Annotated in this window: 18 protein-coding genes and 1 pseudogene; 3 read left to right on the top strand and 16 right to left on the bottom strand. The window is 66.4% G+C overall.

Annotation, left to right across the window (positions count from 1 at the left end):
- Both B9C43_RS44240 and B9C43_RS44245 read right to left on the bottom strand, forming a co-directional pair.
- The gene (locus B9C43_RS44240; RefSeq protein WP_084433352.1) at positions 1-1,047 is read right to left on the bottom strand and encodes a sugar ABC transporter substrate-binding protein; all 1,047 of its coding nucleotides are present in this window, start codon (positions 1,045-1,047) and stop codon (positions 1-3) included.
- A 41-nt stretch (positions 1,048-1,088) separates the two neighbouring features.
- Complete coding sequence (locus B9C43_RS44245) at positions 1,089-2,402, bottom strand: enolase C-terminal domain-like protein (protein WP_033383789.1); 1,314 nt, start codon at positions 2,400-2,402, stop codon at positions 1,089-1,091.
- A gap of 226 nt (positions 2,403-2,628) precedes the next feature.
- Between B9C43_RS44245 and B9C43_RS44250 the strand changes: the two genes are divergently transcribed.
- Complete coding sequence (locus B9C43_RS44250; protein WP_033383805.1) at positions 2,629-3,330, top strand: FadR/GntR family transcriptional regulator; 702 nt, start codon at positions 2,629-2,631, stop codon at positions 3,328-3,330.
- A gap of 28 nt (positions 3,331-3,358) precedes the next feature.
- On the opposite strand, the gene arfA is transcribed toward B9C43_RS44250, so the two are convergent.
- The 11 genes and pseudogenes from arfA to B9C43_RS44305 all read right to left on the bottom strand — a co-directional run bounded on the left by arfA (position 3,359) and on the right by B9C43_RS44305 (position 15,470).
- Entirely contained in the window at positions 3,359-4,864 is a 1,506-nt protein-coding gene (gene arfA, locus B9C43_RS44255; protein WP_084433353.1) for an arabinosylfuranosidase ArfA, read from the bottom strand.
- Between the two features lie 3 nt (positions 4,865-4,867).
- Positions 4,868-5,758 (bottom strand): carbohydrate ABC transporter permease, encoded by an 891-nt coding sequence (locus B9C43_RS44260; RefSeq protein ID WP_084433354.1) that lies wholly within the window; start codon positions 5,756-5,758, stop codon positions 4,868-4,870.
- A 2-nt stretch (positions 5,759-5,760) separates the two neighbouring features.
- The gene (locus B9C43_RS44265) at positions 5,761-6,744 is read right to left on the bottom strand and encodes a carbohydrate ABC transporter permease (protein WP_200825971.1); all 984 of its coding nucleotides are present in this window, start codon (positions 6,742-6,744) and stop codon (positions 5,761-5,763) included.
- 21 nt (positions 6,745-6,765) lie between these two features.
- On the bottom strand, positions 6,766-8,103 hold the full coding sequence (locus B9C43_RS44270) for an extracellular solute-binding protein (protein ID WP_084433355.1): 1,338 nt from the start codon (positions 8,101-8,103) through the stop codon (positions 6,766-6,768).
- 9 nt (positions 8,104-8,112) lie between these two features.
- Positions 8,113-9,111 carry a LacI family DNA-binding transcriptional regulator gene (locus tag B9C43_RS44275; protein WP_033383793.1) on the bottom strand — a complete coding sequence of 333 codons (999 nt, stop codon included), beginning with the start codon at positions 9,109-9,111 and terminating at the stop codon, positions 8,113-8,115.
- 115 nt (positions 9,112-9,226) lie between these two features.
- Positions 9,227-10,561, bottom strand: a complete 1,335-nt coding sequence (locus B9C43_RS44280) for a PHB depolymerase family esterase (RefSeq protein ID WP_084433356.1) — start codon at positions 10,559-10,561, stop codon at positions 9,227-9,229.
- A gap of 156 nt (positions 10,562-10,717) precedes the next feature.
- On the bottom strand, positions 10,718-11,530 hold the full coding sequence (locus B9C43_RS44285; RefSeq protein WP_084433357.1) for an alpha/beta hydrolase family protein: 813 nt from the start codon (positions 11,528-11,530) through the stop codon (positions 10,718-10,720).
- Positions 11,527-11,789, bottom strand: a pseudogene (locus tag B9C43_RS60280) (DUF4387 family protein). Before B9C43_RS60280 ends, B9C43_RS44285 begins: the two are co-directional and overlap by 4 nt.
- A 64-nt stretch (positions 11,790-11,853) precedes the next feature.
- Positions 11,854-13,236: an acyclic terpene utilization AtuA family protein gene (locus B9C43_RS44295; protein ID WP_084433358.1), complete on the bottom strand. Its 1,383-nt coding sequence runs from the start codon at positions 13,234-13,236 to the stop codon at positions 11,854-11,856.
- 18 nt (positions 13,237-13,254) lie between these two features.
- Entirely contained in the window at positions 13,255-14,214 is a 960-nt protein-coding gene (locus B9C43_RS44300; protein ID WP_235039212.1) for a phosphoglycerate dehydrogenase, read from the bottom strand.
- Positions 14,211-15,470 (bottom strand): MFS transporter, encoded by a 1,260-nt coding sequence (locus B9C43_RS44305; RefSeq protein WP_084433359.1) that lies wholly within the window; start codon positions 15,468-15,470, stop codon positions 14,211-14,213. The genes B9C43_RS44300 and B9C43_RS44305 overlap by 4 nt, the downstream gene beginning before the upstream one ends.
- A 112-nt stretch (positions 15,471-15,582) precedes the next feature.
- On the opposite strand from B9C43_RS44305, the gene B9C43_RS44310 reads away from it, so the two are divergent.
- Both B9C43_RS44310 and B9C43_RS44315 read left to right on the top strand, forming a co-directional pair.
- Complete coding sequence (locus B9C43_RS44310) at positions 15,583-16,320, top strand: GntR family transcriptional regulator (RefSeq protein WP_084433360.1); 738 nt, start codon at positions 15,583-15,585, stop codon at positions 16,318-16,320.
- Positions 16,321-16,335: 15 nt separating this feature from the next.
- Complete coding sequence (locus B9C43_RS44315; RefSeq protein ID WP_084433361.1) at positions 16,336-17,313, top strand: alpha/beta hydrolase; 978 nt, start codon at positions 16,336-16,338, stop codon at positions 17,311-17,313.
- Positions 17,314-17,388: 75 nt separating this feature from the next.
- Here B9C43_RS44315 and B9C43_RS44320 read toward each other — a convergent pair whose 3' ends face one another.
- From B9C43_RS44320 to B9C43_RS44330, 3 genes are all read right to left on the bottom strand, one after another.
- Positions 17,389-17,745 (bottom strand): hypothetical protein, encoded by a 357-nt coding sequence (locus B9C43_RS44320; protein ID WP_143447029.1) that lies wholly within the window; start codon positions 17,743-17,745, stop codon positions 17,389-17,391.
- Positions 17,746-17,871: 126 nt separating this feature from the next.
- Positions 17,872-18,318, bottom strand: coding sequence for a nitroreductase family deazaflavin-dependent oxidoreductase (locus tag B9C43_RS44325; RefSeq protein ID WP_084433362.1), 447 nt, complete (start codon positions 18,316-18,318; stop codon positions 17,872-17,874).
- A gap of 114 nt (positions 18,319-18,432) precedes the next feature.
- On the bottom strand, positions 18,433-20,034 hold the full coding sequence (locus B9C43_RS44330; RefSeq protein WP_084433497.1) for a tannase/feruloyl esterase family alpha/beta hydrolase: 1,602 nt from the start codon (positions 20,032-20,034) through the stop codon (positions 18,433-18,435).
- Between the last annotated feature and the right edge of the window lie 33 nt (positions 20,035-20,067).

The raw sequence follows: 20,067 nt of genomic DNA on the forward strand, positions 1-20,067 counted from the left end.
TCAGCTCTTGCTGTTGCCCCACAAGGACTTGTCGTCGACCTTGACACTGGTTACCGGCCCGAAGGTGCCGCCGTCCGCGGTGACCAGCGGCGCGGCCAGCTGGTCCTCCATCAGGCCCTCCCGAACCTGCACGATCGTGCTGTCGTGATCGGTCTTGCCCGCTACCGGCGTCTTGCCGTCGATGGCGTCCTTGATGTACTGCAGCGAGTACTTGGCGAACTGGTCAGCGGGCTGCGACACGGTGGCATCGATCTCCCCCGCCCGGATCTTGTCCAGTTCCTCGGGAATACCGTCGTTGGACACGATGAACACGTGCTTCGGGTCAGCGGCGGGCACGAGCAGCCCGCGCTGCTTGAGAATCTGGAGGGTTCCCGCGAGCGCGAAGCTGGACTGCATGTAGACGCCCTTGATGTCCGGGTTCGCGGTCAGCCGGACCTGGAGTTTCTGGGCCGCGGTGTTCGCGTCCCAGTTGGTGGCCTCGCCGAAGACCGTGACCCCGGGGAAGTTCGCCTTCATGCACTCGTTGAAGGCCTCGGTGCGGTCCCGTCCGTTGATCGAGGCCAGATCGCCTTGCAGCATCACGACCTTGCCCGCACCACCCAGTTTCGCACCGAGGAACCGGCACGCTTTCTCGCCGTACGCCCGGTTGTCCGCCCGGACGACCATGTAGACGTTGCCCTGATCCGGCCTGGTGTCCACGGACACGACCGGGATCTTCTTACTGGCCAACTGTTGCAGCGTCGGGATGACCGCCGCGGTGTCCTGCGGCGCCATCACCACGCCCTTGACGCCTTGGCTGATCATCGTCTGCACGTTCGCGGTCAGGGTGGCGACGTCGTTCTGCGAGTTCGTGGTCTTCAACTCCAGCCCGGACTGCCCGCCGAACTGCGGCACGTACTTGATGTAGGCGTTCCAGAAGTCGGTGTCGGAGCGTGGATAGTCGACGCCCACGACGGTCGCCCCGGACGAGGTGGCGGTACCCCCGCCGCTGCAAGCGGCCAACGCGGCTGCGGTGAGCACGCCGGCACACAGGTGCTGGAACTTCATGACCTCTCCTCGTTGACAGGTTCTCTGGCGAAGGTGGCCCCTCACGCGACCACCGCCTTGGTCTCGCGCCACGCCGGGCCGTCGGGAAACCGGTAGCGAGCAACGGAATCCGCGTGCAGCCGGGCGCCGAGTCCGGGTGTCAGCGGCGCGAGGTATCTCCCGGCCTCGATTCGCACCGGGTCGACGAAGTGCTCGTGCAGGTGGTCCACGTACTCGATGACACGGTCCTGCTGCGTACCGCTGACCGCGACGAAGTCGAACATCGACAGGTGCTGCACCATCTCGCAGAGCCCGACACCACCCGCGTGCGGGCACACGGGAACGCCGAACTTGGCCGCCAGCAACAGGATCGCGATGTTCTCGGTCACCCCCGCGACCCGGCTGGCGTCGAGTTGCAGGATGTCGATCGCATCCGCCTGCAGCAACTGCTTGAACATCACGGCGTTGTGCGTGTGTTCGCCGGTGGCCACCTTGATCGGCGCCACCGCCCGGCGGATCGCGGCGTGCCCCAGCACATCGTCCGGCGACGTCGGTTCCTCGATCCAATACGGGTCGAACTGCGCCAGCGGCCGCAGCCAGTCGATGGCCTGCCCGACGCCCCACGCCTGGTTGGCGTCGATGGCGATCCGGATACCGGGCCCGACGACCTCACGCGCCAGCCGCAGCCGCCTGACGTCCTCGTGCAGATCGGCACCGACCTTGAGCTTGATCTGGCTGAATCCGTCGTTGACCGCCGCCGCCGCGAGCGTGGCCAGCTTCTCCGGCGAATAGCCGAGCCAGCCTGGAGTCGTGGTGTACGCGGGATAGCCCGACGCGAGCAGTTCGGCCTGGCGAGCGGCACGCCCTGGTTCGGCGCGGCGGAGGATGTCCAGCGCCTCATCGCGGGTAAGCGCTTCCTGGAGGTAACGGAAGTCGACGAGGTCCACCAACTCGTCGGGCGACATCTCGGCGAGCAGGCGCCAGACTGGTTTGCCTTCGCGGCGTGCCCGCAAATCCCAGGCCGCGTTGACGATCGCGGCCGCGGCCATGTGGATGGCTCCCTTGTCCGGGCCCAGCCACCTCAACTGGCTGTCTCCAGTCAGGCGACGAGAGAACGCTCCGAGATCGGCGAACGCGTCGGCCACAGGCATGCCCAGCACGAGCGGCACCAGCGCGCGGACGGCAGCGACTTGGACGTCGTTGCCGCGGCCGACAGTGAATGCGAGGCCGTACCCTTCCTCACCGGCGCTCGTCCGGATGGTCACGTAGGCCGCCGAGTAGTCGGGTTCCGGGTTCATCGCGTCCGACCCGTCCAAGCTGAGTGAGGTCGGGAACCGAACGTCCAAGGCTTCGATGGCACTGATCACTTCGACCACGTGATCACCTCTCGCTCGGTCCTCACCACTGCGGAGACATCACATGTATGGCTACGCCATCAACCTAAGAATGTCCAGATTCGATCCGAATAGCGTCGATACATCATATGTTTGTTAGGTTGACGCCACCGCAACCACGCGACTACCGGCCACCACGTCACTACGATGGGATGGACCAGGCCCGATATCCGTCCGGCCGCCTGAGGTGTCGAGGAGTTCAGCCGAGATGTCACTGACCGACGAGGCCATCTCGCGGATCCGTGAGCTGGTTCGGTCTGGCCGGTTCCCGGCTGGTGCGAAGCTGCCTGCCGAGCATGAGCTGACCGCGGAGCTCGGCATGTCGCGCAGCCCGGTGCGTGAGGCTGTGAAGGCGTTGGCGGTGGCCGGTGTCCTCGATGTGCGTCGTGGTGACGGCACGTACGTCACCAGCCTCGCGCCGAGCCTGCTGCTGGCGGGGCTGGGCAGCGCGGTGGAACTCATGCAGGGCAACACACTGCTTGAACTGATGGAGGTCCGTCGGCTGCTGGAACCCGCCGCGACGGCACTGGCCGCGACCCGGATATCGCAGGCCGATCTGGCGGTCGTGCACGAGCACCTGCAGGCGATGCATGCGGCCGCCGACGATGTCGAACTGCTGAACTTCCACGACGCGGCCTTTCACCGCGCGGTGATCACCGCCACGGGCAACGAGGCGCTGGCGACGCTGCTGGACGGGATCTCCAGCAGAACCTTGCGGGCAAGGGTATGGCGGGGCATGACCGACAACAACGCGGCACCTCTCACCTTGGCCCAGCACACCGCGATTTATCAGGCGTTGGTCGACGGTGATGCAGCTGCGGCGCACGCGACCGCTTTGATCCATGTCGGTACGTCCGAGCGCTGGCTGCGCGAGCACATGGCCGAGGGCGATGGAGAAGCCACCTTCTAGGCACCGTCGTTGGTCCGTCGCCTGGCGCCTACGCGGTCCGCAGCCGGATCATGTTCCAGGACAGTGCAGGCAGCACCGCGGTGATCGTTCCGTCGGCGGTCTTCACGTCGGCCAATCGGGTCGGGGTGACCCGGTCCGGGTTGTCGCGGGTGTTGGTGGCGTCGGGATCCTCGTCGAACAGCGCCACGTGCTCGCCGATCGCCAGGCTCGGCAACGACCGTATGTCGATGTCGAGTGTCAGTGGCTCGTGTTGGTCGCGGTTGACCGCGAAGAGCGTGACCGCACCGGATTCCTCGTGGTGGACTGCGGTGGCGTCAACGACCGGTACCTCCCCCATCCATGAGGTCTCGTAGGTGGGGCTGATGGGCTCGACCCGCAGGACGACCCCGCGCCCATGGCGGGATGTCAGTGCGTACGGATGGAAGGTGGTCTGCCGCCACGCCGGACCGTCCGGTTCGGACCGGATCGGTGCGATGACGTTGACGAGCTGGGCGAGACAGGCGATCTTCACCCGGTCGGCGTGGCGCAGCAAGGAGATCAGCAGGCTGCCGACCACGACCGCGTCGACCACCGAGTACTCGTCCTCGATGAGGCGCGGGTGTGTGGCCACGTCGAGGTTGTCCGGACCGGCGAACCTCTTTTGGTACCAGACATTCCACTCGTCGAAGGCGAGGTTGACGCGCTTCTTGTGCTGTCCTGCGCCACGGACGTGGTCGCAGGTGGCGATGACCGACTCGATGAACCGGTCCATGTTGGTCCCGCTGGCGAGAAAGCTGCCACGATCGTCGCCGCGTTGTTCGTAGTAGCTGTGCAGTGAGACGTAGTCGACCAGGTCGTACGTCTCGCTGAGCACAGTCGCCTCCCACGTGCCGAACGTCGGCATCCGTTGGTGCGAACTGCCACACACGACCAGCTCGATCGACGGGTCGACCCGCCGCATCGCCTTCGCTGTCTCGGCTGCGAGTCGCGCGTACTCCTCCGCGGTCTTGTGGCCGATCTGCCACGGCCCGTCCATCTCGTTGCCCAGGCACCACAGTTTGATGCCGTGTGGCTCCGCGGTTCCGTTCCGGCGGCGCAAATCGGACCAGTAGGTGCCGCCTGGGTGGTTGGTGTACTCGACGAGGTTCTGGGCCGCCTCAATGCCCCTGGTGCCGAGGTTGACCGCCATCATCGGCTCGCTGCCGACCTTGCGGGTCCATTTCGTGAACTCGTCGAGGCCCACCTCGTTGGTCTCCACCGAGCGCCAGGCGAGATCGAGCCGGGCCGGCCGCTTCTCCCGCGGGCCCACGCCGTCTTCCCAGGTGTAGCCGGACACGAAGTTCCCGCCCGGGTACCGTATGAGCGGCGGGTCGAGTTCCCTGACCAGTTCGGCGACGTCGCCCCGGAACCCCTCACCGTCCGCGGTGGCGTGGCCCGGCTCGTAGATTCCGGTGTAGACGCACCGGCCCATGTGTTCCACAAAGGACCCGTAGAGGCGTGGGTCCACCTCGCCGATGCGAAACGCGGGGTCGATCGTCAACGCGACGTGCTGCATGAACTATCCCTTCAGGCCGGTGCCGGCGATTCCTTCGACAATGCGGCGCTGGAAAAGCAGGAACACCAGCACCAGTGGAAGTGCGCCGAGAATGGCCGAGGCCATCGTGTCGGCGTAACGGATCCCGTACGAGCCCTGCACCGTCGCCAGACCGACCGGGATCGTCATGATGTCCGGGTTGGTCAGCGCGAGCAGCGGCCACAGCAGGTCGTTCCACGCCCAGACGAAACTGAAGATCGCCACCGCCGACACGGCCGGGCGCGCGAGGGGCAGCACGATCCGCCGGTAGGTATGGAAGAAACTCGCTCCGTCGATGCGCGCTGCCTCGTCGAGGTCCTTGGGAATTCCGTCGAAGAACTGTTTGAAGACGAACACCGCGATCGCGGTGGGGATCGCGGGCAGGATCACTGCCCAGTACGTGTTCAACAAGTCGACAGCGCCGAGCTCGCGGAACTGCGGCACGATCAGCACCTGGCGCGGGATCATGATCCCGATCAGGATGAACCAGAACGCCAGCCAGCGGTACCGGAACCGCATGCGGGACAACGCATAAGCGGCCAGGCTGGCGGTGAGCACCGTCCCGGTCGCCGCGAGCGCCGAGATGATGAAGCTCGCGGCGTACCAGTTGATGATGTTGCCCTCGGCGAGGATCGTCTGGAACGAGGCGAGAGTGGGGTTCTCGATGACCCAGGTCGGGTCGATGGTCTCGCCGTTGGGTTTGAGGGCGGTGTCAAGGGCCCAGGCCAGCGGCACGAGCCACAGCAGAGCGAACGCGATGAGCACCCCGGTGCAGCACCGGTTGAACAGGCGTGTGCGGCGGTCCGCGGACGCGGCGTAGCGCTCCGCCTGTGTGGCGGTCAGCGGCTGGGCGTCTTTGTGCGCGAGGATTGCCATGTCTACAGCTCCGGTTCCTGGCGGCGGGTCATGACGAGCCAGAAGGCCGACACCGCAAGCACCACAACGAAGAACAATGTGGACGCAGCCGCGGCGGCGCCGCTGCGGAAGTCGGTGAACCCGATGTCGAAGACGTACTGCAGCAGCGAACGGGTCGCGAAGTTCGGGCCGCCCTGGGTCATGATGTACATCTGGTCGAACACCTTCAGCGAAGCGATCACCTGCAGCACCACGACCAGCGACGTGGTACGGGCCAGCAGCGGCACGGTGATCAGGCGGATCTGCTGCCACGGTCCGGCGCCGTCGATGGCCGAGGCCTCGTACAGCTCACGCGGGATCTCCTGCAGACCAGCCAGGTACAGCACGAAGTTGAAGCCGAGTGTCCACCACACGGTGGTGATGGCCAACGACACCATCGCGAAGTCCGGATCGCCGAGCCAGTCCGGTTCGGCGAAGCCCAACGACGTCACCGCCTGGCTGAGCAAGCCGAGCTCCGGCGTGTACATCCAGATCCAGATGAGCGCGACGACCGCCGACGGCAGGATGTAGGGCAGGAAGAACGCCAGGCGGAAGAACCACCGCGCCCGGCGAGCCCGCTCGGCGAGCAGTGCGAACACCAGCGCCAGCACGATGAGCGGCGGCGTGGTGAGGATCGTGAACCAGATCGTGTGCCACAGCGCCGACCAGAAGTCGCTGCTGGAAAGGGCTTCGGCGTAGTTGGCGAAGCCGGCGAACTCGCCGAGGCCCGGAGCGACCATGCTGGTGTGGAAAAAGCTCATCACCAGGCCGTAGATGGCCGGCCCGACGATGAAAAGCAGGTACAGCCCGAGGAACGGGGCGAGGAACAACAGCGCCGGCCACCCGTGCCCGGACAACCGGTTCTCGCGCTTCGCGCCCCTCGGCGGACGCGTCGGGCCAGTGGTGCGCGGTTCGGTCCTCGCCGGTGTGACTGTTCCGGCTGGGCCGGTGGTTTCGGTGCTGGCCACGGCCAACCTCCTCGTTGCGGGTCACACCGGTGACGCGGTGGCAGCCAGAACGGCCAGCTTCGAGCGGATCTGTGCGACAGCGTCCACAGGCGACATGTCGCCCGCCTCGACGGCGCCGACGGCCGAGCCCATGACGGTCTCGAAGTTCGACCCCGAACCGGAGTACCAGCCGGGCGGGTCGTAGACGGCGGAGGCGGCGGCCGCCGCGTACTGGGACTGCGGCGTGAGCTTCTGGTATGCCTCACTGGTGGCGACCGGTTGCCACGTCGGCACATGACCGCCCTGCGCCCACGTGAGGCTCTGGTCGAGCATCGACCGGACGAAGCCAAGCGCGCGGTCGAGCGCGGCACGATCCTGGTCGGGCCGCACCGGTAGCACGAGGGTGTGCGAGTCGGCCTGCACCGCGTACGGACCGCCAAAGACGTTGGGCACCAACGTCATGCTGAACGGCATCCCGGCCTCCTGGAAGGAAGAGACCTCCCACCCACCGTTGAGGTGGAATCCGGCCGCACCGCCTGCGAACAGCGCGATCGCACCCTGGTAGTCGATACTGCCGGGCATGAGTCCTTTCTCGACGGTAAGCACCCGCAGGTAGTCGAGCACCTGTTTGGCCTTGGCATCGTCCAGCACGATCCGGGTGCCGTCGTCGGCCAGCACCTCGCCGCCCAGTTGGGCATACAGGGTCTGGAAAAGCCGCCACGGCGCCGAGGAAGGGGACGTGATGCCGTGCGTCGCGCCGTACCGTCCCGTGACTTGCTTGACCTTGCTCAAGGCGTCCTGGAACGCGTCCGGGCCCTCGATCGGTTCAAGGTTTCCCTCGGCGTCGAGCAGGCCGGCCTGCTCGCAGATCTTCGTGTTGTAGAACAGCACGAACGGGTGCGTGTCGATCGGGATCGCGTAGATCTTCCCGTCGACCAGACCGGCCTCCCACGCCCGCCGGGTGAACTTCTCGGCCGTCATGCCGTGCCGTTCCAGGTCTTCGGGATGCAACTGCTGCAGCAGGTTCCCCTGCACCAGGGTCTTTATCCGGCTCAGGTGCGCCGCCCCGACGTCGGGAGGGCGGTCGCCGACCGTGGAAAGCGCAAGCTTCGTGTAGTACGGATTGCCCCATGAGAGCGTGACGGACCGCAGTTCGATGTGGGGATTCGCCTTGCGGTACCCGTCTTCCATCTGGCGCATGCGGTCGCCGTCACCACCGCCGAAGAGGTTCCAGTACGACACCGATGCGGCGTCGGGCGGTGCGTTGAGCAGGCCTGCGCCGACAGAGGAACAGCCTGCGGTCGTGAAGGCTCCCAGCAAAGTCGCTCTGAGCAGGTCGCGCCGGGTGAACGCTGATGGCGGTAAAAGCGGACCGTTCATTTCACCGTCCTAAGGGGACGAGGTGGACTCACGGACGACAAGTTCGACAGGCAACAGGTCACGTGCGGGAATGCGCTTCCCGCCGATGCGGTCCAGCAGCAGGGTCGCCGCCCGTTCACCGGTCTCCTCGAACGGGATGCGCACGGTGGTCAGCGCTGGTACGAGGTAGCCGGCGAAGGACAAGTCATCGCAGCCCACGACGGAACAGTCGGCAGGCAACCGCAGGCCGCGCTCGTGCAACGCCTTGAGCACGCCCATGGCCATGACGTCGTTGTGCACGAAGACAGCCGTGATCGTCGGATCGCTGTCCAGCAGACGATGTGTCGCCGACCAACCACCGTCATAGGTCCAATCCGCCTCGACGATCCGCCGTTCGGGCAGCGGTTGGCCCGCCGCACGCAGCGCCTCCCGGAACCCACGCATCCGGCGCTGCACCACCTGCCGTCCCCGCGGACCGATGACCGTGCCGATCCGTTGGTGGCCAAGGCCGAGCAGGTGCTCGGCCGCCAGGGTCCCGGTCATCGCGTGATCAGACCCGATCAACGGCACCCCGCCGCCGTGGATCCGGTTGATACTCACCACGGGCAACGGACCACGCAGCGCGGCACCGAGACTTGGCTCGTCCTCCAGCGACGGCGCCGCCACCAGAATCCCGTCGACCCGATACTCCAACAGCTTGCGAACGGCCAGCTCAGCATCGATGTCGGCGTGCACGCTGCTGATGAGCGCACCATGACCGCGGCTGGCCGCAGCACGCTGCGCAGCCAATACGAACTGCGAGACCGCCTGATCGGAGAAGTCATCCGCGAGCACGCCGATGGTGACCGATGCCTGCCGGACCAGCCCACGGGCCATCGCGTTGGGCACGTAACCAAGATCAGCAGCGGCACGCAGAATGCGCTCCCGCGTGCTCGGTGATGCCACCCGGGAGTGACCGTTGAGCACCTTGCTCGCCGTCTGAAAGCTCACGCCCGCACGAGCCGCGACATCCTTGAGCGACACGTACACGGACGACCCCCAATGAGAGCGAACGTTCGCCTAACTGTGCCCGTACGGACCTCGACCGTCAAGCACTGGCCGATCCGGGGTGGGCGAGGTCCGCGCCGTGTCCCTGCGGCGAAGATCAACGGCGCGCCTGGGCGAACAGCCAGTCGATGACCACATCGTTCTCGTAGGTCTGTGCCCAAGAGAGGTGTGGATTGACGGGCGTGGTCCCCGCCGAGTAGCTGGTGAACAGCACATGGCTGCCTGCCGCGCGGGCTTGCGCCAGCAACGTCCGGGACCGTGCTTCGAACTGTGCCTTCGGCAGGTTGTTGGCCCACTCGCCGCGGGTCACCTTGGCACCTGCGGACTCGAGGGCGTTCATCAGCGTCCAGGTGCCAGGTTTGCCGAACCGGCCTTCCCGGTAGGGCACGACGGGGTCGTCGACGGAGTGGTCCGCCCACAGTGGAACGCCGGTGATTTTGTCCATTGCAGACACTTCACCCCATCCTGCTGTCGGCATGGCCGCGGCGAATTTGCCCGGGTACTTCGACAACAGGCTGAAGATCCCGCGGCCACCGGAGGACAGCCCGACGAGATAGATCCGGCTGGTGTCGACCGGATACGAGGCGACGAATGTGTCGATGAGCTCGACGGTCGCCGCCTGGACCCGTGCGTCGGTCCAGTCGGTGCCGTCGGGACCTTCCATCGGACGGGGCAACGGGATCTGGGGTGACAGCACGAATGCCGGGTGCTTGCGCTGCCGTTCCGGCTTGGCGAACGTCACCGCGACCCGGTTGCCCGTCAGCTGGATCATGTTGTTGTCGGCAACCTCACCACCGCCGTGCAAAGTGATCACAAGCGGGTACCGGCCGGAGTTCCCAGGGTGAAAAGACCTGAAGGCCAACCGGAACCCAGCGGAATCGGTGAACGAGCCCGCGGTGAAGTCGTCGACAACAGGGTTGATGACATCGTCGTTGCGGACCGCGAGTGGGCTCGCCGCAAGGACAATGTCGCCGCGTGGAGTCGCGATGTCGGCCACTTGACGGATGTCGTACGCCCGGTCAAGCTGGAACGGGTCCGCGTTGGAGGCACGGGCGTTGGCATCCGCCTGGTCCAGCTCGACGATCAGATATTCGCCTGGCCGGCCTCGATCAGCCACGTCAGGCGCGATGTTCGGATAGACCCGGGTCACGGTCCGGGGTGCTCTCGTCCCGCCGACGGTGGCGGTGACCTGAAACGCGGACGGCGGAATCGTGCCACCGCGAAGGTCGATGCGACCGGTAGTCCGGATCGCCACCGCGACCACGCGCCAGTTGTCCCGTGGCGTGACAGCAGTGATGAGATGGGCTCGTACGAGCATGGAACGGCGGGGCGTCGCGAGCGGTTCCTGCGCGGCAACGGCTGGTCCCGCGATTGGTGCGCCGACCGTGCCCGCGGCCAAGGTCAATGCCGCGCGTCTGGAGATCCTTCTCATGATCCCTCGTCTCGTCGCCGGGCGATGGGCAACCATGAGTGTGGGACCGCAAGATGTCCGTGGTCCACGATCAGTATCCGATGCATTGATGCGTTGAAAGCATCGATCCCACCCTTCAGGAGTCCTTGTTGTCCACAGTAGACGTGGCGGAGTGCGTCAGGCGTTGTCGGCCAGCAGGTTGGTGAAGAAGTCCACGATCTGCGGTCGTGTCCCCGCGGCGCTGTGGCCCACCCCGGGGACCACGACCTTCTTGACCGCTATGCCTTGCAGGTTCAGGCTTTCGGCCAGCCGGTCGAGGCGCTCCGGACGGCTGTGCCCGGGATGGCCCATGGCGGCCAGGTCGGCCCGCCCGTCGTCATCGCCTCCGACGACGAGCAGCACCGGCACCCGAGCGACCGCTTCAAGATCCACCGTGATCGCGAACCGCTGCCGGGTGTCGCCAATGCCTTCCGGCCAGGCAAGCGAGTCGTCGAGCAGGGTCACGCTGCCGGGTGCGCTGACCGCGACGGCGGCGACCCGGTCCGGATGGAGGTAGAGGAAGCGGTGCGCGAACTGGCCACCGCCGGAGTGCCCGCACAGCAGCACGGGGTCGACGTCGGCGTTCCACCGCAACCGGACCTGTTCCAGGATGTCGAGCAACACCAGGTCGAACCGGATGCCACGAGCGTCCATGAACTTGTAGTTGTGCACGTCGTCCGGGTCGCCGATGCCGACAGGGAACAGTGGTGTCACGACGATGACGTTGTGGCGCTGGGCGAAGGGAATGAAACCCTCGCGCAGTTCTCCGACATTGCGGCCGGTGCCGTGCACGGCCACCACGACGGACAGTCTGGTCTCAGGAGTCCAACCCGTGGGTACGTAGACGCAGTAGCTGCAACGCGGCTCGCTCGGTGCGACGAAGAAGGGTGTGCGTTTGGTCAGCAGCCGTCGGCCGGGGTGTGTGGCGGGCAGGTCAGCGACACGGATCACGAGGTCTTCCCGCGACGGCCAACAACCGGCATCCGCGCGAGCGGGACGTGGTGCTGTCCCGCGTGGATGTCGCGGTCCCGCAGCGAGCCCTGGCTGACCGGGCGGGGAAAGGAGATCTTCACGACGTTGAGCGAGGGGATCCGGAACATCTGGACCGTTTCTCCTCCACCCGGTAGAGATCCGCGATCACGCGCTCGTTCAGGAAGGACTCGTCCGCAGCGATCCGGTAGCCCTCGGCATCACGCATGAAGAGTTCCATGGTGACCCAGAACGGACCGGCGTTCTTCGAGCGGACCTCGATGGCGAGATCCGCGAGGGTGGTCTCATGCACGGGTCTTCTCCCCCATCTCGGTCCGGAACAGGCTGGTGGGACTGGCGCAGTCAACGACGTGGTTCAGCACGAACTCATACGCCGCACCGCGTTCGACCTCGGCGGGTGAGGACGCGAACGCGAAGCTCGGCAGGTAGGCCATTTCCGGTGTCGGCAGGTGCAGCATCAGCGGGTTGGCGACCTTCGCGACCGCCGTGGCGGTCGCCTGGTCGGGCGCGTTTACGAGCAACATGACGCCTACTTCGCGCGGCGGCCCGCTTTCCGGCTCGAGGTCGTCCAGCACTGCGTTGTGGCCGTAGAGACGGAGATCGAAGGCGTACTCGTCGTCCGCCAGCCCCAACGTCTGGCCCACCCGTTGCCTGATCATCGTGCGCATCAGGTCCGCCCAGGCGTCGATGTCCGCGAGGACGATCGGGTCTCGCACCGCCGAGAACGACATGGTCTCGTAGCCGGTGATCCGGGCGCCTTCCAGCTTGATCGTGTACTGGTCGGCGTTGTGGAACGTCGAACCCTCGACGCGGACGATCCGGTCGTCGACCGCGGTGTACCGCGCGTCGCGAACGTTGAGGGTGCCAGCGGGCTCCCGCATCTCGAACGGGTTCGCGGTCTCGTAAAGCATGTGGGCGGCGACCGAGATCGGCGTGCACGACACGGTGGGGTCGAGCGGTTCGATGGTGAAGCCGTCGGCGTCGATGGTGGCGAGAACCCCGCCCGCGCGCGGGTTGCTGGTGCACTGGCCACCGCACTCGACGATCTTGGCGGCGTGCCACGTCGGCCCGGCGGGCATCCCCTTCATCAGCGGGTAGGCGGCCGCCACCGCGGTGTCGGTGGCGCGGCCGGCGAGCACGACCTGGGCGCCGGCGCGGAGTGCCTCGACGATCGGCTCGTGGCCCATCGCTCCGACGATGTGGGTGCAGCTCTCGAGTGTCTCCGCCCGCAACTCCCCCAGCGGTGGCAGTGGGTGGATCCGGCCCGCGTCGAGGTGTTCCTTCAAGTCGGTCGCGTTCTGCTCGCTGTAGATCCTCGCGACCTTGAGGTCCAGGCCCTCCTCGGCCATCACCTCGGCGGCGATGGCAGCAACCCAGTCGACGCCGCTGTCGGTTCCGCTCGTGCCGCAGGAGCCGATAATCACAGGGATACCCGCGGCGGAGGCGGCCGTCAGCAGGCTACGCAGGTCGCGCGCCACTGCCTTGGCCGTCGTCTTGGGCGTCGCCGACCCGAGGTAGTAGGGGCCGGAATCCGTGGACCCGGCGTCAAGGCTGATGACGTCGGCACCCAGTGCGATGCCGCGCTCGATCGTCGCGTGGTCCCAACCGGCACCGAGCATGCCGCTCGGCGACAGGATCCGGACCGACTCGACCCGTTGGCTGTGCATATTCCTCTTCTCTGCGTGTCAGTTGACCGGGAACTGTGGCCGGCCTTCCAGTGCTGCCACGACTTCCTCCGCTCCTCGGCGGCCTGCGGCGGCGCGTGCTTCTGCCGTTTGCCCTGCCATGTGGGAGTAGATGACGATGCCGTCCACGCCGCGTAGCGGGCTGCTGGGCGCAAGCGGCTCCTCGCACACGACGTCTAGCGCGGCGCCCGCGATCTCCCCCGCGCGCACGGCCGCGACGAGCGCGTCCTCGTCGACGATGGGGCCACGTGCGGTGTTGATCAGCAGTGCCGTCGGCTTCATCCGCTTGAACGCCGATTCATCCAGCAGGCCGCGGGTCCGTTCGGTGAGCGCGGTGTGCACCGAGACGTAGTCGGAGGTGGCCAGAAGCTCAGGCAGAGCTACAAACCGGACCTCGGGATCGCTCCGCAACTGGGTCGGCACGTTGGTGGTGCAGACGACGCTCATGCCGAACGCGCGTGCCAATGGCACCACTGCCCGTGCTGATGCCCCGTAGCCGATGAGTCCGAGCGTTGAGCCGCGCAGTTCGTGTCCGTCCTCGCGTGGCCAATTCCCTTGTGCCACGCCTTGCGCGGACTGCACGAGACGTCGGGCTCCCGCGAGCAGCAGACCGACGGTGTACTCCGCCACAGCGTTGGCGTTGATACCGGGCAGGTTGCTCACCGTGATGCCGAACCGAGTTGCAGCGGCGACGTCGATCGAGTCGTAGCCCACGCCTGTCCGCACGATGGCGCGCAACCGTGGTGCACGGGCAAGAACGCCTCCTGTCAGCGGTTCGTTGGCGACCAGCGCCGCGTCGATCCCGGCGAGGGCTGCCACGAGTTGAGCGGGGTCACGCCGACCAACCATGGGCAGGTGCACGGTTTCCAGCCCTGACCGTCTCAAGAACAGGTCGACGTCGTCACCGGGACGCAGGTAGTCCGTGGTGATCAGGACGCGAGGCACGTCTTTCTCGCTCACAGCACGCGACCGGAGGAAAACCGTCGCTGCAAAGCATTGACGCGCGCGACCACCAGCACGGCGAGCATCGCGACGATCGCGACGTCGAGCAGCAGCAGGGGCCAGCCCGTCAGGTCGACCATGCCGCCGACCGCTGCCGGTCCGAGGAAGCCGCCACTGACCCATCCGACGGTGTAGAGCCCGGTGTAGGTCCCGACCACGCGGTCGGACGGGGCGAGGTTCCACAGGATGACTACCGCGTTGACCAGGAACGAGGACGCACCCGCTGCCGCAACGCAAAGGCCGACGACAGCGCCAGTGGGCGTCTGCACGACGGTGCCGAGCACCATGCCGGCAGCGAACACCGTCATCCCGACCATCATCACCCGCAGGCGGCCGAAGCGCTCGGCGAGCCTCGCCACCGGGTAGGCGGCCACGATGAAGGCCACTCCGCTGGGCAGGGTCAGCCCGCCCGCTTCACCGCGGGACATGTCCAGCACCTCCATGCCGTACGGCGTCATCAACGCCCGCGAGGCAGCCCACGCGCCCCCGAACAGGAGGATGGACACGATGAGCAGCAACCTGCTGCGGTCAGCGTCTTTCACGATGTCGCGCACCGTGTCCCGCACCCGCATGTCCTGCTGTTCGCGTTCCTCATCGAGTGCGGTCTGGTAGGCCGACGACTGGTTGTCCCGCACCTTCGCGGCGAGCACGACCATGGACGCCACCATCAGGATCGCGGGAATCGCGAAGGACAACCTCGGATAGTCGTCGATCAGGAAGATGCTGATCAGCGCCGCGACCATGACCGTGAGACTCGAAGCGATCTTGACCACCGCGTTGGCCCGGCTTCGGCGCTGCGGCGGGATGAAGTCCGGGAGCAGGGATTCGGCGATCGGCTTGAAGGAGTTCGCGACCAGCGCGTAGCTGAACATCACCACGATCAGCAGCGGCAACGAGGCCGCGACGTGCGGGATGGTGAGGAACAGCAGCGCTGCCAAGGGCATTCCGACGACGAGGTAGGGGATGCGCCTCCCCCATGACGTACGAGTGTTGTCCGACCGGTTGCCCATCCACGGTTGGATGAAGATGCCGAGCAGGTTGTCCATCCCCATCAGCAGACCGACAAGCGCGGCACTGCCGATGTGCTCGCGGAGCAACGGCGGAACCTGCGCGTCGTAAAGGTTCCACGTCGACTCCTGCGCGAAGACCGCCAGGGATACGAAGAACGTGATCCGCCCCGTTCGCATGCGCTGTGTGCTCGACGTCGTCGTCATTCGGCACCTTCCCTGTCATCACCGCTGGTGCGGCGGTCGCCAAGGTACTTTTGCTATAGCAAGATGGTCAAGAGTTGCGTATGCTCTTTGCAATGGTGACTAGAGTGATGCCATGGCGAGCGAGACGTTGAAGGGCCTGACGGCCGACACGCTGGCAGACCGCGCCTACCGGGCCATCCGCGACGCGATCTCGACCGGCGAGCTACGACCGGGGCAGAAGGTCACCGAACGCGGGCTCGCCGAGCGGCTGTCGGTGAGCCCGACGCCGGTACGCGAGGCCATCCGGCGCCTCGAGCAGGACGGTCTGCTCGAACGGACCGGACCGCGGACGGTACAGGTGGCGGCGTTCCGCGACGCCGCGCTACAGGACCTCGCCGAGGTCGAGGTGGCCCTACGCGGGATGGTGGCCCGCTTCGCCGCCCGGCACGCGTCCCCGGCACAACTGGACGAGCTCGACGCCGTTCTCGACGAAGCCGACGACTTGCTGATCGTCATCAAGCAACGTCAGAAGGCCGGACAGGAGGTGTCGCGGCACCTGGACCGGTTGCTCGACGCCATGCAACGCTTCAACGAGGTCGTCGAGGCGTGCGCGCACAACCCGGTTCTCGTCCGCTTGCTCAGCCAGACGCGGGTGTTCTCCTTGCCGGAACGGCGGGCCAGGATGATCGAACGGATCAGCAAGAACGACAAGTTCGGCCTGGATCGTTACGGGAGCCATCGTGCGCTTGTCCGTGCGTTGCGGGTGGGCGACTCGGCGACGGCTGAGGCGCTCGTCATCGAGGACGCCCGTGGCGGGCTGGGAGATCTGCTCGCCGCACCCACGACGCCGGCTTCCGTGGCCCAATCCTGAGATCGTGCGCTCGGAATGGCAGACATCAGTGAGCGTATCGACCCGCAGATCCGAGCACGCCTCGATCAATACCTGCAACTGGTCGGGCCCGACGGCCTGAGCGGTATCACTGACATTCCCGAGCGGCGTCGCAGGCAGGCCGAGTTGACCGCGCTGCGAGCCGAACCGCTCACCCCCGACGGCATCGACGTGCACGACCTGTCAATCGAAACCCAAGGCGAGCCGGTATTGCTGCGCATGTATCGGCCCCGAGGGACGACGCGGTCGGCGCCCTGCGTCTACTACGTCCACGGTGGAGGCATGGTGGCAGGCAGCGTCGCCAGCGATCATGCGAAGACCGTCAAACTCGCCAACGCGACCGGCCACGTCGTCGTTGCGGTCGAGTACCGACTCGCACCCGAGAATCCTTACCCCGCAGCGCTCGACGACTGCTACACGGGACTCGTCGGGCTCGTGGGCAGACACCGCGAGCTTGGCATCGACCCGGCCCGGATCGCTCTCTACGGCACCAGCGCGGGCGGTTGTCTGGCCGCGGCGGTGGCATTGCTGGCGCGCGACCGAGGCGGGCCGGCCATCGCCTATCAGATGCTCTTGTCCCCCATGCTGGACGACCTGTCGTCGACTCCTTCTGCCATTGCCAACACCGGATTCGGCGCATGGAGCCGGGAGGCGAACATCCAGAGCTGGCAGGCATGGCTCGGCCAGGACTTCGGCACCGATCGGATCTCGCCGTACGCCGCACCGGCCCGCACACGCGACCTCACCGGTCTGCCCTCGACCTACATCGACGTCGGCGACTTGGATCTGCTGCGGGACGAGGCGGTCGACTTCGCGCGCAGGCTGTCCTGGGCGGGCGTTCCCGTCGAGTTGCACGTCTATCCGGGAGGCATTCACGGCGGCGAGAACCTCGCACCCGATGCCGAACTGAGCACGCGAATCCGTGGCTACCGGCGGGATGCGCTCGATCGAGCGCTCCGGGCAGAGCCGCGATGACCGTCCACTTTGCTCATACGATCCCGACCTCGCTCCGCAGCGGGAGCGAGGTCGGGATGGCGAATGAGCAGAGTCCTACCAGCGAACGGTGAGGCTGACCGGGCCCTGAGGGCCGATGACGTAGGCGTGGACATTCCCGGCGGGCATGAACTTGCAGGTCCAACTCTGCGGTGGGGCCGCGGCGTCGAACAAGGTCTCGCCGCACGCGAGGCGTCCGTTGATCACGACGCCCCATTTCCCAGTTCCAGAGCCATGTACGTCGGCGTCGACGTGCAGGTCGTTGCCGGGGAACCCGGATGCGTTCAGGTTGCAGGCGGTGGCCGTGGGGCTGTAGCAGGAGTTGCCGCCGGCCAACGCGATCTGCGGTGACAGAGCGAGCATCGAACCGACGACCGCGGTCGTGGTCACGCCACGCATGATTGCTTTACGCATGTTCCCCCTCGATGCTTGGGCTTTCACACCACCAGCATGGTGGAGGATCATCTTGGCGTGCAACGGTTTCAAGCACGGCTGAAAGCGTCGTAGGGCACGAGCATGATCTCGCCGGCGCCCAGAGTTTCAGTCTTGCGGGGTGAGCAAGACGATCGGGATCACCCGGTCGGTCTTCTGCGCGTACTCCTCGTACAACGGGAAAATGCCCACCATCTGGGCCCAGAGGGGCTCGCGTTCGGCTGCGGACGCGACACGAGCGCGGGCGGTGAACCGGCGAGTGCCGACCTGTACTCCGACGCTGGGGTCCGCCTGAAGGTTCTTGAACCACGCGGGATCCTCGTCGGCGCCGCCCTTGGAGGCGACAACGACGAAGTCATCGCCTGAGGTGCCGTAGATCAAGCAGGTGCGACGTGGCGTGCCCGTCTTGCGTCCGGTTGTGGCGAGCACGAGTGTGTACACGCCGTTCGATTCGTGTCCCTCGGTGCCGCCCGAGGCGAGGTACGTGCGGGTTTGCTCAGCAACCCAGTCCCACGTCGAGTCGGTGGCGCGGTCGAGGTCATCGGCGACGGCCATGGGGCAGTCCTTCCTGATCCGGCTAGTACTGGCTAGTCAAGCAGCCACTGTGGCCGCTCGTGTCCCTGGGACGGAGCCAGCGCCACGTTCTCGACACCGGTGAGCCTCGTTATGTCAGCGTGTGCAGACAAAGCTCTGGGCGGCGTCCGGATCGCCGGCGCGATACCTGGGCCAGGCCGGATATTCGCACAGTGGACGAGCGCGGTTGTGAGTCGTGTCGGCCACGATCGGATTCGCGGGCGGCTGTCCTGCACCGACCCAGCGCTCGAGTGCCGAGAGCGAGTCCCAGCCTGCGGCGAACGCCGGCGTGCCGAAGTTCGCGTGGTTGGCACCTGGCACGAGGTAGTACCGCATGAAGGCGTGGGTCGGCTCAGGACCGAGCAAGTCGCGCACCCGCTGGTAGTAGTCGTTCGTCGAGCGGTGGGAGACCAGCTCGTCCGCGGCGCCGTGGAGCAGGATCAGCTTGCCGCCCGCGCGGGCGAACGGGCGGAGATCCACGTTGTTGCGATCCTGGATCGTGGACAGGTGGCTGATTCGGTCGAGCCACTTCCCGGGACGCTTCGGATCCAGGTCGAGCGAGTTGTAGCCGGGGTCTCGAGTCAGGAAGTACTTGACCCACTGTTCCCAGTACTGCATGCCGTAGCCGCTCGTCGCCGGCATGGGATTGGCTGGCGCGGTTGTGCCGAACCCGAGGAACGGGGTCCTCATGTCGGCCCCCGAGAGGAACGGGAAACCTGGGTATCCGGTCTCGCCACTGGCGATCCGGTACGGCCACCTGAACGTCGTGGACATGGCGGTCACGGCCCTGATCTGAGGATCCGACAGGCAGTCCGGGCCGGTATCGGCACCGCCCGTGCAGCGAAGTACGTGAGGGTCGAAGTGACATCCGCGCGGGTTCGAGATGACCTTGTCCTTCACACCGTCCAGACCGTCACACGCGTTGATCACGCTGTCGTAGAGGAGCGTCTGTTTCACCGGTCCAGGGAAAGCGCCGGGGCGGGACAGGACATGGGCCAGGTACCCCAGGTCCAGGACCTCACTGAGGTTGTTCCAGGCGGGATAGGCGGAGATCACGCCGTCGAACGCCTGTGGCCACCGCTGAGCGACGATGAGGGCTTCACGGCCACCTGTCGAGCCTCCCGAGAAGTAGACCTCGGCAGGGTTCTTCCCGTAGGCGTGCCGGATGAGGAACATGCTCGCGTCGCGTGTCTTCTTGAGCGCGTCACCGGCAGCGAAGTTGTGCAAGGCCTCGTCGTTCATACCGAACGACCCGTCCAACGACGGAACGGTTCCGGGGCCGTGTTGGTGGCCGGAGTCGCTGGCGAATGTCACGTATCGCCGGGCCAAGGGCACCGGCTGATCCCTGGGACCGAACGGCATGTTCATCGTAAGGTCGGGAATGGTTCCGTTGTAGCCGCCGCCACCGAACATCATCGCCTTGCGATTCCAGCCGTGCGGCAAGGCAACGCGCATCTTGATAGCGGGCGCGGTGGGATCCATGGGAAAGATGTCGGCGTCGAGAAGGCAGTACTCGATCGTCTTGCCGCTGACAACGCTGGTCTTGACGGAGGCCGACTGAACGCGACCGCCGGTGGTCGGCAGGCTCATGACCGATGCCGGGATCTTCATTTGATCCAGCTCGGCGCACGCTGGCACGGTGGACGTCGTCGCGGTGGCGAGTTCAGGCCCAAAGGTCGTGCCCGCCAACAGAACCATGGCCGCCAGCACGGCAAGCCGACGAGCCCTTGG

It is taken from the genome of Kibdelosporangium aridum (assembly GCF_900176515.1).
GTDB lineage: Bacteria > Actinomycetota > Actinomycetes > Mycobacteriales > Pseudonocardiaceae > Kibdelosporangium > Kibdelosporangium aridum.